Source organism: Acinetobacter sp. AKBS16 (assembly GCF_002899995.1).
GTDB classification, from domain to species: domain Bacteria; phylum Pseudomonadota; class Gammaproteobacteria; order Pseudomonadales; family Moraxellaceae; genus Acinetobacter; species Acinetobacter baumannii.
Genome location: NZ_POYH01000101.1, coordinates 1 through 17,952 on the forward strand (window position 1 = coordinate 1; position 17,952 = coordinate 17,952).

Below are 17,952 nucleotides of genomic sequence, written 5' to 3' on the forward strand. Positions count from 1 at the left end.
TGAACTCAGAACTGACCAGTGGGGCGCGGTTAGAGCTGGTAGCGGTTTACTCGTTAGTACCCACAAACAGGATCAAGCCCAAGGCGTACACCTTGATGCAAGCGAGGCCAAGCAACAGATCGAAGGCGGCCTCAATAATGCCAAGGCACTCAGTGAAGTTGCTAAAAATCAGCAAACTGACCCCTTAGATATGCTTGAGAATATTCAGACTTTCTTAGAAGTTCTCAAACAAGAAGATCCTAAAAAAGCTGCTGAGTTTCAATCAGCAGTGATGCTGCTAGCATCTCCAAAAAGTATTGCTGTAAGTAGTAATGAAGATATACACCTCAGTGCAAATGGTCAGCTCACTCAAAGTGCTGGAGATAGCATTAATATGAGTACGCAAAAGAATATAGTGAATCATGCGAGCCAAAAGATTAGTCTCTTTGCTGCTCAGGAGGGTGCTCGACTTTTTGCTGGGAAGGGCAAAGTAGAAATTCAAGCTCAAGGTGATGGCTTAGATGTCATTGCTCGAAAAGGTGTACAGATTACTTCAACCGAAGACACAGTTTATATTACTAGCCCAACTGAGATTAATCTGACAGCAAACGGATCTCAAGTTAAGCTGAACGGTTCAGGTATTTTCCCTGTTACGGGCGGTAAGCTTGAGGTGAAAGCTGGGCAGCACTTGTTTATGGGAGGGTCATCAATAAATCCACCTGCTTTAGATTTACCAGACTGTTCGGCTAAGCAAACTCAAGCTGCTCAAAATGGTTCGGCTAAGGTAGATTTATCATGAGTTTGTCGGTTTTTAATACAACCCAATATGAAGATTTAAAAGATATTACTTCTAAAATTGAAGAACAGTGCATCCAAATTCTGAATGAATATGGCCAGATTATTTTTTTATTAGATACTACACTGAATGATTCTATTTTTAACGGTGTAATAGATAATCTATCAAACAAAAATATTGCATATATCCCTTTAGCGCATAAGAAAGGAATTGCAAAGTCAAATCTCTTTTTTATTTGTATTGATGGTAAAAAAGTATTTGAGCAGGTTAAAGAGGACTTATTGCAAAATCTATCGAGAAATAAAAATATTACGAATGATTGCTATTTTGTTCATGGGTTTGGCGTGGCGATGACACGCTCACTTGAGGAATTGCGAGATCAAATAAAAGCTAAATTAGTGATTTCTGATCAAGGTAAAAAAATTCTTTTCCGTTGGTATGACCCTAGAGTCATGATCTACTTGGATGAGATTTTTAAAACAGAATATGTAGGCGGCTTATTAAATGGCTTTAAAGAATGGCATTTTTTGCATCCAAAGGGTCTATTTAGCTTTAAATCTTACGATGAATCGCGATCAATCTTGAATCTAAAAAAAGTGAACCTTGAGCAATCTATAGAATTGGATTTAATTGAAATTGCTAATAATGTATTTCAACAATTAAGTGAATTTGAACAAGTTGATCTAATAAAAATTCATCCAGTTGAAATCCATCAAAATCTTAAAGAGGCTTACTACGATTTTGGTATTCAAAATCATTTAGATTTAGTTACATATGGTCTTTACAGCCAAATTATACATAAAAATTTTATACAGCATCCCATGGTAACCAATGTGCTCTACGACCATTGTGTAATGAATAAAATGTCTTTTACGGACGCTATGGATTATGTAACGAAAGACTTATATGAGCAGATAGCTAAAGAATTGAATGGATAAAAAGATGTCAGAAAATCAAAAAATGATATTGGGCAAGTCAAAATCAAATAATTTATTTAATGAGGCTATTGCTCAGCAAAAACAGAAGCAGAGTCAAATTCCTGTTATGGGAAAAACCAAAGCAGTGGGCGATATGCGCAACCCAACAGTTGCTAAAAATATTAATAAGAAGATTGAAGAAAGTGAAATTGCAAAATCAGCGAAACAGTCAACTGCTGCAAACATGCAAAATAGTAGTGCGGGGCAGGCCCAGAAAGAGTGTTCAAATTTTTGTCGTAAAAAAGGCTTCAATATTTTACCTTTACGATACACCGTTGTTAAAGATAATCCACCTGCTTTGCCTCCAACCTTGGGTAAAAATGTCAAAGATATTCAGTTAAGCCATCTCAAATATGCAGTTGAGATGATTAATACTGGTTATATCTATCGCTTAGTAAAAAGAACATCTGGAGCTTTGGAGTGGGCTGGATATAAAGTTACTCCAAATGGACATTTGTCTTATTTTCCTGTGGGTAAAGAAGCACCTAAAAGTGTTCCAGAGTTCGCATGTAAAGGAGCAGGTCATAGTTTTAATTCATCTGTGATAGCTGTAGAAAGTAACCCTAAAGATGAGGCGAAGATTGCATATATTATTCATACGCATGTGCCTATGAGTAAGGCCAAAATATCTGAATATGAAAAAAATGCCGATAAGTTTGTAACAGAAGGAAAGTGGCAGAAAATTTTAATTAATGGTGGAAGTGCGCAAGAACATTGTATTGCTGCAAGCCAATTTAAAACTACGGTTTATAATCTAAACAGTTTTGGTAAAAACCGTATCGATGCGACATTAAACAAGTTTAAAGATGAGCCTAAATCGCTTGCCTGTATGGCTTTATATGATCCAGTTGGTATTACGAGAAAGTTGAATGACAGTCGTAATAGTCAGTTTGGTAAATTAACAAATTATCTAGCCAAAAATGTAGAAAAGATTAGCAATGAACACCGACTACAATCTTCTCAGCTCGTAGATAGTATTAAAATAGTTGTTGAGAATAAACTAATTAATCAACAATTAAGCGCACGAAGCCAAGTTGCTGATCTATCTGCAAAAATAGAATATGCTAAAGATAAAATACCAAAATTTGGTTCGATGGATCAGAGGGAATATTTAAGTAAAATTCAAGAAATTTGGGATCGAGCACCTACTGCTGAAAGAGATAAATTTCTTCTGCAAAGGAATAAAAAATTTGCAGAAGGCGAACAAAAGTTAAAAGAGAAAATTATAACGCAATCAAAAGCTGAAGCTAAAATAACTTGGGAAACAAAATATGCACCTAAAATTAATTGGGATACTAAAAAAGCTTTTGATAAAGAAGTAAAAAAACTAATAAATGAAGGCCGTACACTTGCTCAAACTTATGCAAGTGATCATATTAAGTGGCTTAAATCTAAGCATTTGCTGAATGCATTTTATGTTTATGACCAAACAATTTTAAAAGAATATGGTGCATTGTTCCATGTACACGCTTTAGCTGTGATGGATGGAATGACAGGATGTGATGAGGGACAAGCATTAATGGAAAAATGGTTGGGGGTTGAAGAAATTTCTGACGATAATCTATATATGCGGGCAGTCACTTATAACCAAAAAAATTTAATTGATCAATATAATGCAAAAAGCTCTGAGATTACCTCTTTGACGTGGGATCAGACCCAATCCAGTTTAAAAAGCTTAATCGCTGCATTTGTAAGTGCTGACCAGCTTTGGGAGCAATGGTTAGCTGATCCAAATAATAAAATTAATGAGCTGAAATGGTATAACCCTGCTAAATCCTTACTCTGGATTTCAGAAATTACTAGAAGTGTGGCTAAGTGGAGCCTGCAATATAATATAAATCCATTGATTGCAAAAAGACTTTCACGTGTTTCATTCATTGCTTATGCGCATAGCTCACTATTAACAGACAGAGTGCCAAAGTGGTCGTTGCTCTATAATGTAGATTTTAAAATGACAAATGCGAGTACCCAACTGAATGTAACAGAGATAGAAAGACGCTGGAAAAATGCAGGGCAAAATACCGCTGCACAAAAAATCAAAGAAATCCTTAGTAAGTCTCCAGCAAGCGTAGCAATTAGGATTTCAAGTATTGTGGCTTTGTTTGAATTAATAAATTTTGGAGTGCAATCTAATAAGTTTATTGGCGAAAGAAATTGGGAAAATGGGTTTCAATTAATATCAGGTTTATTAGCATCTTCAGCAGCGGTATTGGATATTGCTGGTGGGGGAATGGATGCCTTAAGTTTTCAAGAGAAAGCAAATAAAATTCGATTATATGGTGCAAGACTGGCTGTTTCAGCAGCTATTATATCTTTTTGTATAGATGCATTTGCTGTGTATAAGGAAAAGGAAGGTGATAAAGATAAAATTCTTATGGCTTTTCTATTCACAAAGGCAACCGTATCCTTAGTAATGGTTGGAGTTGGTTTTGGATTGTTACTAAATTTACCGATATTACAAAATTCATGGGTAGTGTCATCAGCTAATAAAATAGCTTTTACAAGAATCCTTTTAAGAGCAAATTTTATACGTATTGCAGCATATTGTAATTGGATCGGTATTGGTTTTTTGGTTATTGAATATTTGCTTAAAACATATGTGTTAGATGATGATTTACAAAAATGGTGTGAGAAATCAATATTTGGTAAAGATTCAAGCAAGTTTAAGCTATTTAAAGATGAAGAAGAAGCTTTTAGTAAAGCTATTATGAGTATTTAGTATGAAAGTTATTCAAGGTGAAATTCAGAAACTTACTATTGAAGATTCTAAAATTCTTCCTTTAAAAAATATAGAAAAACAAGCAGTTGGTTCTGCGATGCTTGGAGCTTTAGCATCAAGTAGTACTTTAATGACTAATGCACCAATTATGCTTATGGCTGCAAGAGGAATTGATGCTAAAACTTTTACTTGTGAAATCAATGGTTATAAGGTCATAGGGCAATTTACTACTGTACAGTTTCAAGAAAATGATCCACTTGTTATTGTGATTAGTGATGAACAAGAACAGGGACGGCATTTAGCTTACTCTATATTGGATCCTCGGACGGGTCTATTATATATGTTATATGAAATGGGGAGGTCACTTAAAAACTCTTATAAAAATATTTGGCAGCTAGTTTTTATTTGGTCTATAAGTGCTAGTATTATTTTTACGGGACTATTTTTTATATTTGATATTTTTTCTGGAAAAGAAATTTTCAATTTTTCTTATTTAATTGAAAATCTAAAATTATTTTTCTTAATTCTTTGTGTACTTTTAATTTTCTTTAGTTTATTTATGAATCTTGTTTTTAGAAGAAGCTTTAAACAAGCTGCTGAGTTATCAGAGAAAATCTTTTCTATTTTAGGTTTTAAAAATGTAGATGAACAAGATTTTTATAACGATTTTATTATTAAAGATGGAGTACATGTCAGTGTTATGGAGTATCGAAAAAATTTAAAAGGCCCAGATCCATACCCAGAAGATTATTTTAGTAAGAATACAACAAGCGAATAAGTAGTGGAACTTAAATTAAACCTTAAGCTAGTTAAAGGTCCAATACATTCTTTAGAAAAAGCAAATTCTAAAATTCCAGTAAATCAGAATATTGGTGGAATTGCGGCTGGGACCGCTTTTGCTGGTGTGCTCGCTGAGAGTAGTTCGTTGCTGACCAGTGCACCTATATTAGTAATGGCCGCTAAGGCTAAGGATGGTATAACTTTTATTGGTGAAGTAGAGGGATATCCAGTAATCGGACAATTTACGACAGCACGTTTTGAAGAAAATGATGAGTTGATTGCTGTAATTAGCGAAAAACCTGTAGATGGACGTTATCAGGTCTATGCAATTATCGACCCTAAATCAGGCTTATTGTATATGATTTATGAGATGGGGCGTTCAGTAAAAATGGGTTATAAAGCCATTTTTAAGCAAACTTATTATTTTACATTGTTGTCATGGGGTTTTCTCTTAATTTTTATTTTATTTTATTTTTAATTTTTCTTATTCTGTGAATACCATTTTATATTTTCTAGAGATTGTTGGCACTAATTTATTTGTTACTGTAGCAATTTCTGGTTTTGTTAATTATTTTGGTTATAGGAAATCGTATGAAAATTTTGGAACATTATCGGAGCAAATATTTGAAAAGCTAGGATTTGAATATCCAAAAGAACAGGATTTCTATAATGATTTTTTAACTGATGATGGTGTTCAGATTAGTGTAATGAAATATAGAAAAAATTTAAAAGGTCTAGATCCATACCCAGAAGATTATTTTGATAAGAAAAATTTTTTGAAGTAAAAGGTTGTTTAATGAAGCTTAGATTGTTTGTCATTACCTTAATATTAGTCACATCTGCATGCAGTCAGCAGAAGGAAGAACACACTTATGGAGCTTTGACTAAAGATTATAAAGATGTGTCTGAATATAAGTCTAAACATGAACTAGAAAAGGCTGCAAAAGCAAATGACGCTGAGGCTATTTTTGTATTAGCATCTATGTATGCCACAGGCGAAGGTGAAAAACTTGATCAAAAGAAAGCACTGGAACTATTTGAGAAATCTGCACAACTAGGCTCCTCAAATGCCATGTTGCAATTAGGATTAATTTATCGGAATGGTAATGATTTAATAAAAAAAGATGATTTAAAAGCTTTAAAGTGGTTTGAACAGGGGGCTAAGAAAGGTAATCCTTCAGCTATACATAATTTAGGCGTTTCATATTATAAAGGATTGGGTATAACAGAAGATAAAGCGAAAGCTTTTAAGTATTTTAGTCAATCTGCAGAATTAGGCTTATTACAATCACAGGTAATAGTTGCGGGTCTTTTATACAACGGTGAAGGTGTAACTAAAGATCACAAAAAGGCTTTTGAGTGGGCATTAAAGGCAGCCAATCAGGGGGATGTTGAGTCACAAAACAATATCGGTTTAGCTTATGAAAATGGAGATGGGGTTGCAAAAGACCCTGTGCTTGCAAAAAAATGGTTTGAAAAAGCAGCTAATAATGGTTCTGTATTAGGGCAATATAATCTTGCACTTAAGTATTTTGATGGTAATGGTGTAGAGCAGAATTTTTCAAAATCAATTGAGTATGCAGAAAAAGCAGCTAATGCGCAGAATAAAGCTGCTATACAATTGTTGGTTGATATCTATTCAAATGATAGAAGCCCTAAATATAATCCTGAGAAAGCTAATTATTGGAAATCTAAGCTTTAATTGAGATTAGTATAAGAATTTTTAAGGCATGTTAGTACCAATATGAACATGCCTTTTTTAAATGAGTCATTATAATAAATTATTAAAAAAATTAATTTTGTATTGCTGGGTGTACTTTAGAATCTTGTTTTTAGGGTGGGTGAAAATAAACATACTGTGTCAGATATTTAGGATAAGTAGTTTATAGCTCTTAGAAAGATTCGATAGTGCAGTAAATTGTCAACAAAACTTTGATGGCTCATATGTAGCTTAAGGTTATTCAATTGGCTGCTGAATATTAGCAACACAAAGAACAGAATATAAGCGATATTTTGATTTGGTTTCCTCATCTGGGATGGGTGGGGCTTTATTTCTAGCTATATTAAAACCATCATTCATCATTAAGTTATCGGCTCCCATTGCTAGAGTACCTCTTAAAACTTTTTCTGTACCCATTTGGAGTCCTGTTGGGTTATCACTAGGTGAGTGTTTATAATAATCTTTATCGTACCAATCATTCATCCATTCATAATTATTGGTAACAAGATCGTAAAAACCTAAAGGATTTGGTGGTGTTTGACCTATAACCGGAATATTCGCGACAGTTTGTAAGTCATGTGAATGCCTGTAGTTATCATATTGTCCTTTATTTCGGGCTACATATTCCCATTGCGATTCAGTGGGTAAATCCATGGGTGTATCCACTTGTTGTCCAAGCCATTGGCAATAATCTTTGGCTTGTTGCCACGCCATACCAGTTGCTATTTCATGAGCAATGCTTGCACTATATCGTTTATTATATGTACTCTCAATTTGTCCAGTTGCTTTTGTAAAAATATTAAAGTCTTCTAAGGTAGTCTTATAAGCACTCATATTAAAACTGCTAAGGGAAACTTTATGAAGTGTTTTATTATCACCGCCTGGGGAAAATAGTTGGTTACTAGGTTTTCCAGTATTACCTTTAGGATTTTTTACCGCCATACTATCAGGTACAGTTTTTCTAATTCAGGAGTTACTAGCCTAAAATCTCCCATGAGATAGCTACCACCTCGACAAAAATCATATTCTTTTTAGTTTTCTCAACCAACTTCTGAATTTTTTGCTCCAGTTCAGGTGAGGGCTTTGTTTGTTTTTGATTTGATTCAGTAGATGTTGCACAAGCACTTAAAGCAATGCTTGAAAATAAGATAATAGCTATATTTTGTTTCATCATTTTATTTAAGAATCCTTTAGCTGAGGGAGTAAATTGGTCCTAAGCTGAGTTGATGAATATTTTAAACGACTTCAAATATTATTTGCTTGATCAAATTGCAAATAATTAACTGCACATCTGACAGAATTATTTTGGTTTAAGTTAAGATGATGTTTTTTTGTTAATTCATCTTTAGCAGCTTTAGGATCCGCTATAGGGTGAATAGCATGTCTACTGAAAGTGAAACCTCCAAACATTTGTAGAGTTTGTCCTTCAGAAGGAATTGAGCTACGTACAACTTTGAGGCTACCTTTTGCAGGTCCTTGAGGGTTCTTTTCTGGAGATTTGCTGTAATACTTAGGATCATACCAGTCTAGTATCCACTCATAATTATCAGTAATCATGTCATAAAGACCTAGAGGAGTTGCTGGAAACTTTAATAACTCAGGAATATTTCTAAAAGCATTTAATTTATTTTGTTGATTTTGCCTTTGCTCAAAACTCCAAACATTTCTACCAGTATCGATTTTACCGTTGTCTGTAGGGTAAAGAATGTATTGTCCGCGATTTCGTGCAGCATATTCCCATTGGGCCTCTGTAGGTAAATCCATTTTCAGATTAAGTTGTTTTCCTAACCATTGACAATAGTTTCGGGCTTGTTGCCAATTTACACCTGCTGCTGAATTAGGAAGTCGATCTTGAATTGATAGCTCATCAAATTTACCAACTTGATCTTGTCCGGTGATTTCAGTGTAGATATCAAAATCAGCATAAGTTGCTTTTGTTGCGCTTAATGCATAATTATCTAAAGTGACTTTGTGTAAAGGCTTGCTATCAGCATCACTATCGTATGGTAATTTATCTGGGCTTTTTTGCTCACCAAAATCTCCCATCATAAAAGTACCACCTTTAATTTCTACTAGATTTTTTTTTGTTTTATCGAGTAATTCTTGAAGCTTCCTTTGTTGTTCTGATGAGAGATTTTGTTGGGCTATAGTTGTCTGACCTTGCTCTGTATTATTTGTTGATTTTGCACAGGCAGTTAACGTAATACCCGACAGTAAAATAATAGCTAAATTTTGTTTAATCATCTTGTTTAATAAAAAAATCATATGGTTGAGTTAATATACTTATTTTAATAAAATTTATAAGGTATATAAATGTAGTTGTCCAATTGAGTTGAAGGTTGTTACTATTTGAGTGAAGCTTAAATATAATTTAAATAAATTTTTGCTTTGAAAATTATAGTAATCAGGATAATAAGTTGAAAGTTTTCAAAATTTAATTTTCCTGATCAAAATATGTTGATCTACGATAAGTAGAACGGGAGCTAGCAAAAAATTAAACTGATTTTCAAAATACAATAGATAGACAGATTAGTCTTGACAAATTTATGCTTTTTTGTTTGGAGGAAGGGAGCGATTTTTTGGATGAGCTCTTACTACTAATCAGATACTAGTAATCTATTATTGATTAAAATTAAAGATTTTTAAGAAAATGTTTCTTAAAACCTAACTGGGTGATATTTAATTTGATTTTTAATTTGGTGTGTTTTAAAAATAATTATAAAAATCAAAGTGTTATATTTTATTACAAAAAGAAACAATATTATTTTTTTTAGAAAAACTTTATTAAACTATATTTTATAAGCATCTCAACTATTTTCTTTTGGTTTAAATTGATATGATTTTTATATAAAATATGTTTATTTATATGATAAACTTCGTTTGAATTTTTTAAATATAAGGTTTAATCCTGATTTTTTGATATTTATAAAATGTTAATTTTTCAGTAAAACCTTGACTAAATAAGAAGATAGAGGAATGAAAGTTGTGTTAAAGCAAAGTGTTTTGATACTTTTTTTAATTGGTAACTATGTTGGTTTGGCTTGTGCACAAGCTGCAGAATTAGAGCCTATAAAACTAAAGAAAAGCTGTGTTAAGAAAAATCCTATAATTGAAGGGCAAACTGATCCAGAGTTATTAAATCTTTTTAAACAAGTATGTGATACAGATAATTCTACTCAAAAGAATGATTTATTAGCTAAAGCAGCTATGCGTTTTTATCAAACCAACCAACCAGTTAAGGCATTAAATTTAGCTAATCAATTACAGAGTCAAAACGTTCGTGGTTCATTATTAACAGATGTATTGTTTTTATCAGGTGTAAGTATTGCAAATAACTCTTTGCAACAAATGCGTAGTCAAGAAATGCGATATTTAACAAATGACGTAACATATCCCCCTGCGAAACAGTTAATTGAAAATATTCATACAGCAATGCCAGCACCTGATCCTTCGAGTTTCAAAACTAGCTCAGAAGGTAGTTCAGCTGATAATGAAAAAAGAAGTTATAGAAAACAAAATGTAGTGCGTAATCGGGTTTCTACTCCTCGAACGACAACTAAGCGTACAGTAACTCCCGTAAAAACATCTGCGGTTAAACCAAAAACAGCACCTGTTGCGAGTGTTAGTAAATCAAAAAGTTCGCCTTTTGACCCTTTAACTAAATAATCTGGGATAGAACCTTATGGCTAAGAGAGAAAGCGTACAAAAGAAGCTTCAGCGAATTCGACCTCCACGTGTTCAGCTTACATATGATGTCGAAATTGGTGATGCAAAAGAAGCGAAAGAACTACCATTCGTTGTAGGTGTAATGGGTGATTTTTCAGCTGCATCAGAGCTTGAGCGTACAAAATTAAAAGATAAAAAATTCATTAATGTCGATTTAGATAATATTGATGAAGTAATGGAATCTCTGTCTCCAAGAGCTGCTTTTCAAGTAGACAATACGTTGACAGAAGAAGGCGGTAAAATGGCTGTTGATTTAACGTTTAAGTCAATGGAAGATTTTCGCCCGGAAAATGTTGTACAGCAAATTGATCCATTAAAGAAATTGGTTGAGGCGCGTGAGCGTTTAACCGATTTAAGAAACAAAATTTCAAACAGTGAGCGTTTAGAAGATCTGCTTGATGAGGTTCTTAAAAATACTGATCAAATCCGTAAATTAAGTGCGGAGGCCGATCATGAATAATACTCAATCAGCAGCAATGCCACTTGTTGAAAATGAAGAAGTTAATCTTTTGGATTCGATTGTTGAACAAAGCCGTATTGCACGAAATGAAGAAGAACATTCTCGTGCTAAAAGCTTAATTGGTGAGCTCGCTAAAGAAGTAATGGCAGGGACCATTACTGTTTCTGAAAATATGACTTTATCAATCGATAAGCGTATTGCAGAAATTGATGCTCTGATTTCAAAGCAGTTAAGTCAGATCATGCACAATGAACAATTCCAAAAAATTGAGTCAACTTGGCGTGGTCTTTATTACTTTTGTCAGGAAACGCCTTCAAATCCGCTCATTAAAATTCGTATGCTCAATACGACTAAGAAAGAGTTGGTAAAAGATTTCCAAGGTGCTACAGACTTTGATCAAAGCACTTTGTTTAAGAAAATCTACGAAGAAGAATACGGTTCTTTTGGTGGTGCACCATACTCAGCATTAATTGGTGATTTTGAGTTTGACCGTACTCCATCTGATATGTATTTGCTTGAGCAAATCTCTCATGTTGCAGCGGCAGCACATGCACCCTTTATTTCAGCTGCTAGTCCGAGCATTTTAGGCCTTGAATCATTTACAGATATTGATCGTCCTAGAGATGTTTCAAAAATCTTTGAAACCGCTGAATATGTTCAATGGCGTTCGTTCCGTGATAGTGAAGACTCACGTTATGTTGCATTGACTTTGCCTCATGTCTTGGGTCGTCTCCCATATCATCCAAAAGAAGGTACTGCGACAGAAGGCTTTAATTTTATTGAAGATGTTTCTGGTGAAAACCACAATGAATATTTGTGGATGAATGCAGCTTATGCTTTTGGTACTCGCTTAACAAATGCATTTGATATGCATGGTTGGTGTGCTGCTATTCGCGGTGTTGAAGGTGGTGGTTTGGTTGAAGGCTTGCCAGTACATACTTTTAAAACACAAGATGGCGAAGTGGTATTCAAGTGTCCAACTGAAATTGCAATCACGGATCGCCGTGAAAAAGAGTTAAGCGATCTAGGCTTCATTCCGTTAGTACATTGTAAAAATACAGATTACGCAGCTTTCTTTGGCGCGCAATCAACTCAAAAGCCTAAAAAATATGACAATGATACAGCCAATGCAAACTCGGCTTTATCAAGTCAGATTCAGTACATCATGGCTGTTTCACGTATTGCACATTACTTAAAAGCAATGATGCGAGATAAAGTGGGTAGCTTTGCTTCTGCTGGAAATGTTGAAGCATTCTTAAATGAGTGGTTGTCACAGTATGTCTTACTTGACGATGGTGCTTCTCAAGAAGCAAAAGCTCAATACCCGTTACGTGAAGCGTCTGTAAAAGTTGTAGAAGATCCTGCTCAACCAGGTCACTACAAATCTGTGGTTTTCTTGCGACCACATTTCCAGCTGGATGAGTTGTCGGTTTCTTTACGACTTGTCACTGAGTTACCTCAGTCCTCAAATTAATCAAGGTCAGCTAAAGAATAACTTTAAATTAAAAATAGGAAAGTTCTAAATGAAAGATATATACGTTGAGTTTCGCGGTAAATATAAAGTTGATGGAGAATCTCGTGATTCTGAGCACAAAGGTTGGTTAGAAGTTAACTCTTGGTCTCATAACATCCGTCAACCTAAATCTGCTACTTCAAGTAGTGTAGGCGGCCACACTGCTGAACGTGTTGAACATTCTGACATGGTTTTCGTGAAAGACTTAGACGCAACTAGCCCTAAATTATGGGAAGCTTGTTCAGCTGGTTATACATTTGATGAAGTACAAATCGACTTCTATCGCGCAAATGGCGATAAACGTATCAAGTACTTACAAATCAAATTGAAGCACGTTTTAGTTTCTAGTGTGACTCCAACTGTTAACGAAGAAGGCGTTCCTACAGAAGCATTTGGTTTGAAATATGCTGCTGTTGAGTGGACTTATAACCAACAAGATATTAACGGTACTGCTAAAGGTGCTGTTACTAAGAAATGGTCACTTTCTAATAATACAGCTTCTTACGCAGCGTAATTATTTAAGTGAATATTTGGTGGAGGCTGACATAAAGTTAGCCTCTGCTGTCTTTAAATATACTTTGTTGTGAACTCGAATGAACTTAGATCGGCTTTATCCATACGGATTTCGTTCAACTTTATTTGATCGCTTAATTCCAGAAAGTGAAGATTATGCAAAAGGTCTTTCTATTCAGCAATTAAGAGAATCTGTAGCAAAGGATTTAGAAGATTTGCTCAATAGTCGGGTAGCAAAGTTAGATCATGTGATTGATGACTATCCACTTGTAAAAAAATCGATACTTCAGTTCGGGATTATTGATTTTGTGGGGCTTTCTACAGCCAACCCTCTGGATCGGGATAAAATTTGCCAATCCATTGAGCAATCAATAGCAGCTCATGAACCTCGGCTAAGACAAATACGGGTAGAGATGTTATTAGATGGACATAATATGGGCGCATTATGTTTAAGTATTCAGGCTTATCTAAATATTCACCCCTTATATGAACCTGTTGTATTTGATGCATTGTTAAAACCAACAACGCAGCAATATGTAATTTCAGCAAGAACTTAAGCGTAGTGGGTGTGTTGTGATAGAAGAGCTTTTACCGTTTTATGAAAAACAATTACAAGAATTTGGTCAACAATCTCGGGAATTTGCCCAAAAATATCCAAAAATTGCTCAGCGCTTATCTTTAAATCAAGAGCAAATTGATGACCCACATATTGAACGTCTGATTCAGGCTTTTTCGCTGATTGCTGCTCGAATCGATAAAAAACTAACAGACAGTTACGATGTTTTTACTCGTTCTTTATTTGAGGTGATGTTCCCTCAATACTTACGACATTTTCCTGCGTGTTCAGTTGTTAGTTTTGAAGATATTAATAAGATTAAACAGCTTACAGAACCTCATCTTGTACCTCATCATACGGTTTTGAAATCTCGTAGTTTCAAAGGAGTGCAGTGTGAGTTTAATACAACTCAAGATGTTAAATTACTACCTATTCATTTAAGTGGTTTAGATTTTAAAACTACACCTAGTGCACATATGCACTTAAATCAAAATGCGACGTTGAGCCTTAAATTTGAAATTTTTAATAATGCTCATGCTTGTTTAACTGATGAGAAGCTTCCTATTTATTTGGATGCTATCTCTAATTTTCCTCTACAGGTCCTTGATAGTATTTTCAAAAAAGGAACCAGTTTTGCGGTTAAATATGGACAAACAATTGTAGAATTGAGCAATAATCCATTCGAATTGATTGGTTTTGCAGAACAAGAAAGTTTATTACCGCTTGATCAACATACCCATCATGCTTATCGTTTGTTGATGGAATACTTTTGTTTCCCGGAAAAGTTTAGTTATCTTAAGCTCGATTTAGATTTTTTAAAGCGAATACCTCAGCATGTATCCGAACTTGAGCTTTTAATTCATTTCAAATTAAACTTAAATGATCAAGCCGTTGTTAGAAACTATTCTGAGCTAAATATTGCAAACTTTAAATTATTTACTACCCCGGTAATTAATTTATTTGAAAAATATGCTGAACCCCAGAAGATAGTTCATAAGCAATTAGAATATCCTTTAGTTACAGATGCACATCATCCTGAGTTTTATCAGGTATATTCAATACTTGAGATGAATATGGTGCGTGAAAAAACAAATCAGGAAGAAAGCTATGTTCCTGTTTTGCCGTTTTTTGCGATGAGCCATTACCACAATGATACAGCTCGCTTTTTTTACTCAGTGAACTATCAAAAGTTACAGTCTAATTTCGTTGAAATGGGCTATTCCATTATTTCTAAAAATTTAAATCCATTTTCAACGCGCTCAGATTTTATTAGCACCAAATTATTATGTTCAAACCGTGATTTACCTCATGAAGCACTGGGGCAGTCTAATAACGTATTAAATTTAAATGATAGTAGCTTGGCGAGACGTGCCATTGTTTTAAAACGGCCTACCAAGCCTTATAAGTTTGAACAAGGCCAAAGTGAACAGTGGCGTGTGATCTCGCATCTTTCATTAAATAGCTTGGCGCTTATGAAAGGGGATGCTGTTTCTCACGTTAAAGAGCTGCTGGCTTTATATAACTTACCGCAGTCAAAAGAAAACTATTTAATTATAGAATCAATTAAAAAATTAGAATTTTCTCTTACCCATAAACTCGTAGACGGCAAACCATTTCCAATGTTTGTAAGAGGAGTAAAAGCTGAATTACAAATTGATTCATCCGTATTTAGAGGGCATAGCTTATATATTTTTAGTCAGTTATTAAGTCGTGTTTTTAATTTAAAGGTTCAAATTAATAGTTTTGTTGATTTGGTGGTTAAGGATTATTCATCTCAGCAGGAGTTATACCAATGCAGTCAGAACGTTGGTGGCAAGACTCTTCTGTAACGGCTGAGTTGTTTCAACGCCCTAAGTCTTTTGAGTTTATTCAAGCAACACGTTTATTGCGTCATATGCCTGCCAATGACGCAGCTTTGTCATGGTCTGACTATTTTAAATTTGAGACCTCATTTAACTTAAATTTTCCGGCCACTGAAATTGAAAGTTTAGAGTTAGTAGATGAGCGTGTTCATTTAACAAACCTGATCGTTGGTCTTACCGGTATACAAGGTGCATTACCTTATACATATACAAATAAAATTAAGCAGGCTCCAAGGCAACAACGTGCTGAAACGAAAGAGTTTTTAAGCTTATTTAATCATAAGCTGACCAGTCAGTATGTAGAGTCAAGTATTACTTATCACTTGCCTGTGCGCTATGAAATTGAAAATAAAAATGATTATTTGGATATTCTCCATGCATTGAATGGCTATGTTCGCTCACAACATCAGCAACAAGACTTGGATGAATATTTCGCTGAATTTTCAGGCCTAATGCAGGGGCAAAATAATACGGTTCATGCTTTAAAGACGATGTTGAGTTGTATTTTTAAGCATGAAATTACAATTAAAGAGTTTGTACAGGAATCGTTTAAGTTAGCGGATGATCAGCTAACCACTTTGGGTGGAAGTCAACCGAGCTTACTTGGTATTAACACATTTTGTGGGGAAACGATTCAACAAATTGATGGAAAAATTGAGATTCAAATAGGTCCGCTTAAGCGTCAGCAATATTTAAAATTTTTACCTCATCAAGAGCTTAGCTTAAAGCTCAAAAAAATCGTAGAAACATGGTGCAGTCCAACTTTATCGATAGATTTAAGATTGATATTGGATGAGTCTGAAATACAACCTGTTCGCTTAACTCAAGGCCAAGAAAGTGGCCTAGGGCAAGGCGCTTTTTTAATGTCTCGTAAGCCTAATACACATAACGATGAAACATGTTATAGCCTTATAGGAGAGCAAATATGATTAAAAAAATATTACTCTCATTCATCGCTATTTTTACAGTTGTTAGTGGATTTATCATTTTCTACTGGCGTGATGTTCAATATAATCCAAATAAAAGCGACTTTTTCCTTTATTTTTTATTATTGCCAGCAATCATTACTTTGGTGATCTTATCACCTTGGTTAATTTATAGTGTTTATAAAAGCTACAAAGAAAAGAAAGAGCAGGCTGCAAATCAAAGTCAAGATGATGATAGTCAAAAATCATCTGCTGCAATTGAACAACCTCTAGAACAGCTGGATTTTAATGTATATTCCGCTTTTGCTATACATGCCCTAGGCGAGAATGAAACTATTATTGAAGAAATACAAAATTTTAAAAGTCCGGAGCTTGATGAGCAATTGTTGAATTCGTATGGATTGCCTCTTTTATCTTATCGAATTAAAGATTTAGCTGAGACAAATGATGAGGATATTCAATATGCTGCTTCACCAAGACAAGTTCGTATCATGTCTTTAATCAGGCAACAACTAGAACAAAATATAGAGAATTTGTATCGCTTGGCTGAACATTTAAAGCGCTCAATTTTATTTTATGAATCTCATCAGATCCGTGAATATCATATGCATCCTGCATGGGTCGATCCAAATAGCGAATATGAAGATGTGGAAACACCCGTAGTTGAAGTACACCGTTTAAATCGACTGAATTTGCATATTTTTCTTCCAGAAGATTTATTACATGTTTGGAATGATGAGCAAAGTAATGATCTGATTTTAGAGTTTTTTACTGAGATTGGTATTATTTCCCAAAAAGTTCATATCGAATATCACTTTTTGGGTGAGCGTGTAGCTTATCAAGAATTTATTCATTTATTAAAACGCATTCAAAAGAAAGAGCATGAGGTATTTCTCATGCTGGCTGTCGATTCAGAGATTGATCAAGATCTTATTGATGAAAAATCATGGATGGTCAAAGATTATATTCCGGCTGAATTTGCTGCAAGCTGCCTCCTTGCGGACCCATCATTAAAAATCGAAGAACTCGAACCGGCTAAAAACTTAAAAATTGTGGTGGGCCAAGAAAAAGCAGCCAAAGTTCTTCATACGCTGAACTTAAATGAATTACCGCAGTATGAGGGAGATGAGCCATACGTACTTATTCTTTCAGACCAGACAGATATAAAAACAGCGAAGCAATTACAGCAGCAGTTTGCACAAACATCTGTTGAACCACATCACTATATTTATGTGAAATCTTCATTGGGGCATACCCAGCATTTAGTTGATATTTATGGCTTTATGCTTAGTATGCATTTTCCTGAACATATCGTTCCTTTTGTCTTTGGAGAAAATACAGTGTCAGCACATACATTTGTGCAGAGTGTCACTGAAAATTCAGAAGATGATGCGATGGTGTTGAATAGCTAATTTAAACTTTGAA

The 17,952-nt window shown here is 34.4% G+C and carries 14 protein-coding genes and 2 pseudogenes; 14 read left to right on the top strand and 2 right to left on the bottom strand.

Translation table 11 applies throughout. The features are described 5' to 3' along the window. From C1642_RS18115 to C1642_RS18145, 6 genes and pseudogenes are all read left to right on the top strand, one after another. Positions 1-778 (top strand): DUF2345 domain-containing protein (locus tag C1642_RS18115; protein WP_146035357.1); only part of this gene is annotated, 778 nt, incomplete at its 5' end. Then, positions 775-1,713 carry a hypothetical protein gene (locus tag C1642_RS18120; RefSeq protein ID WP_000059482.1) on the top strand — a complete coding sequence of 313 codons (939 nt, stop codon included), beginning with the start codon at positions 775-777 and terminating at the stop codon, positions 1,711-1,713. The genes C1642_RS18115 and C1642_RS18120, both read left to right, overlap by 4 nt. Positions 1,714-1,717: 4 nt before the next feature. After that, positions 1,718-4,471 (top strand): T6SS effector BTH_I2691 family protein, encoded by a 2,754-nt coding sequence (locus C1642_RS18125; protein WP_004736241.1) that lies wholly within the window; start codon positions 1,718-1,720, stop codon positions 4,469-4,471. A gap of 1 nt (position 4,472) precedes the next feature. Beyond that, positions 4,473-5,249 carry a putative type VI secretion system effector gene (locus tag C1642_RS18130; RefSeq protein WP_000864764.1) on the top strand — a complete coding sequence of 259 codons (777 nt, stop codon included), beginning with the start codon at positions 4,473-4,475 and terminating at the stop codon, positions 5,247-5,249. Positions 5,250-5,252: 3 nt separating this feature from the next. Then, positions 5,253-6,036 (top strand): annotated as a pseudogene (locus tag C1642_RS19940) (putative type VI secretion system effector). A gap of 11 nt (positions 6,037-6,047) precedes the next feature. Next, a complete protein-coding gene (locus C1642_RS18145) occupies positions 6,048-6,953 on the top strand; it encodes a tetratricopeptide repeat protein (RefSeq protein ID WP_000776716.1) in 906 nt (301 codons plus the stop codon). A gap of 255 nt (positions 6,954-7,208) precedes the next feature. Here the strand turns inward: C1642_RS18145 and C1642_RS18150 are convergent. Together C1642_RS18150 and C1642_RS18160 are read right to left on the bottom strand one after the other, a co-directional pair. Further along, positions 7,209-8,145, bottom strand: a pseudogene (locus C1642_RS18150) (formylglycine-generating enzyme family protein). Positions 8,146-8,216: 71 nt separating this feature from the next. Next, the gene (locus C1642_RS18160) at positions 8,217-9,215 is read right to left on the bottom strand and encodes a formylglycine-generating enzyme family protein (RefSeq protein ID WP_165353631.1); all 999 of its coding nucleotides are present in this window, start codon (positions 9,213-9,215) and stop codon (positions 8,217-8,219) included. A gap of 732 nt (positions 9,216-9,947) precedes the next feature. Between C1642_RS18160 and C1642_RS18165 the strand changes: the two genes are divergently transcribed. The 8 genes from C1642_RS18165 to C1642_RS18200 all read left to right on the top strand — a co-directional run bounded on the left by C1642_RS18165 (position 9,948) and on the right by C1642_RS18200 (position 17,939). After that, entirely contained in the window at positions 9,948-10,637 is a 690-nt protein-coding gene (locus C1642_RS18165; RefSeq protein WP_000869704.1) for a hypothetical protein, read from the top strand. 16 nt (positions 10,638-10,653) lie between these two features. Continuing rightward, on the top strand, positions 10,654-11,157 hold the full coding sequence (gene tssB / locus C1642_RS18170; protein WP_103236707.1) for a type VI secretion system contractile sheath small subunit: 504 nt from the start codon (positions 10,654-10,656) through the stop codon (positions 11,155-11,157). Beyond that, positions 11,150-12,631 carry a type VI secretion system contractile sheath large subunit gene (tssC, locus tag C1642_RS18175; RefSeq protein WP_001066523.1) on the top strand — a complete coding sequence of 494 codons (1,482 nt, stop codon included), beginning with the start codon at positions 11,150-11,152 and terminating at the stop codon, positions 12,629-12,631. The genes tssB and tssC overlap by 8 nt, the downstream gene beginning before the upstream one ends. 49 nt (positions 12,632-12,680) lie before the next feature. Then, positions 12,681-13,184 (top strand): Hcp family type VI secretion system effector, encoded by a 504-nt coding sequence (locus tag C1642_RS18180; RefSeq protein WP_000653195.1) that lies wholly within the window; start codon positions 12,681-12,683, stop codon positions 13,182-13,184. Positions 13,185-13,263: 79 nt separating this feature from the next. After that, positions 13,264-13,740, top strand: coding sequence for a type VI secretion system baseplate subunit TssE (gene tssE / locus C1642_RS18185; protein WP_001047031.1), 477 nt, complete (start codon positions 13,264-13,266; stop codon positions 13,738-13,740). A gap of 16 nt (positions 13,741-13,756) precedes the next feature. Next, a complete protein-coding gene (gene tssF / locus C1642_RS18190) occupies positions 13,757-15,568 on the top strand; it encodes a type VI secretion system baseplate subunit TssF (protein WP_103236708.1) in 1,812 nt (603 codons plus the stop codon). Further along, complete coding sequence (gene tssG / locus C1642_RS18195; protein WP_103236709.1) at positions 15,532-16,530, top strand: type VI secretion system baseplate subunit TssG; 999 nt, start codon at positions 15,532-15,534, stop codon at positions 16,528-16,530. Before tssF ends, tssG begins: the two co-directional genes overlap by 37 nt. Next, positions 16,527-17,939, top strand: coding sequence for a hypothetical protein (locus tag C1642_RS18200; RefSeq protein WP_103236710.1), 1,413 nt, complete (start codon positions 16,527-16,529; stop codon positions 17,937-17,939). The genes tssG and C1642_RS18200 overlap by 4 nt, the downstream gene beginning before the upstream one ends. Positions 17,940-17,952 lie beyond the last annotated feature (13 nt).

Coding starts and splice junctions, on each gene's coding strand:
- C1642_RS18160 (WP_165353631.1), bottom strand. CDS start 9,215: ATGATTAAACAAAATTTAGCTATTATTTTACTGTCGGGTATTACGTTA.
- C1642_RS18145 (WP_000776716.1), top strand. CDS start 6,048: ATGAAGCTTAGATTGTTTGTCATTACCTTAATATTAGTCACATCTGCA.
- C1642_RS18165 (WP_000869704.1), top strand. CDS start 9,948: ATGAAAGTTGTGTTAAAGCAAAGTGTTTTGATACTTTTTTTAATTGGT.
- C1642_RS18200 (WP_103236710.1), top strand. CDS start 16,527: ATGATTAAAAAAATATTACTCTCATTCATCGCTATTTTTACAGTTGTT.
- C1642_RS18120 (WP_000059482.1), top strand. CDS start 775: ATGAGTTTGTCGGTTTTTAATACAACCCAATATGAAGATTTAAAAGAT.
- tssB (WP_103236707.1), top strand. CDS start 10,654: ATGGCTAAGAGAGAAAGCGTACAAAAGAAGCTTCAGCGAATTCGACCT.
- C1642_RS18130 (WP_000864764.1), top strand. CDS start 4,473: ATGAAAGTTATTCAAGGTGAAATTCAGAAACTTACTATTGAAGATTCT.
- C1642_RS18125 (WP_004736241.1), top strand. CDS start 1,718: ATGTCAGAAAATCAAAAAATGATATTGGGCAAGTCAAAATCAAATAAT.
- tssG (WP_103236709.1), top strand. CDS start 15,532: ATGCAGTCAGAACGTTGGTGGCAAGACTCTTCTGTAACGGCTGAGTTG.
- tssC (WP_001066523.1), top strand. CDS start 11,150: ATGAATAATACTCAATCAGCAGCAATGCCACTTGTTGAAAATGAAGAA.
- C1642_RS18180 (WP_000653195.1), top strand. CDS start 12,681: ATGAAAGATATATACGTTGAGTTTCGCGGTAAATATAAAGTTGATGGA.
- tssE (WP_001047031.1), top strand. CDS start 13,264: ATGAACTTAGATCGGCTTTATCCATACGGATTTCGTTCAACTTTATTT.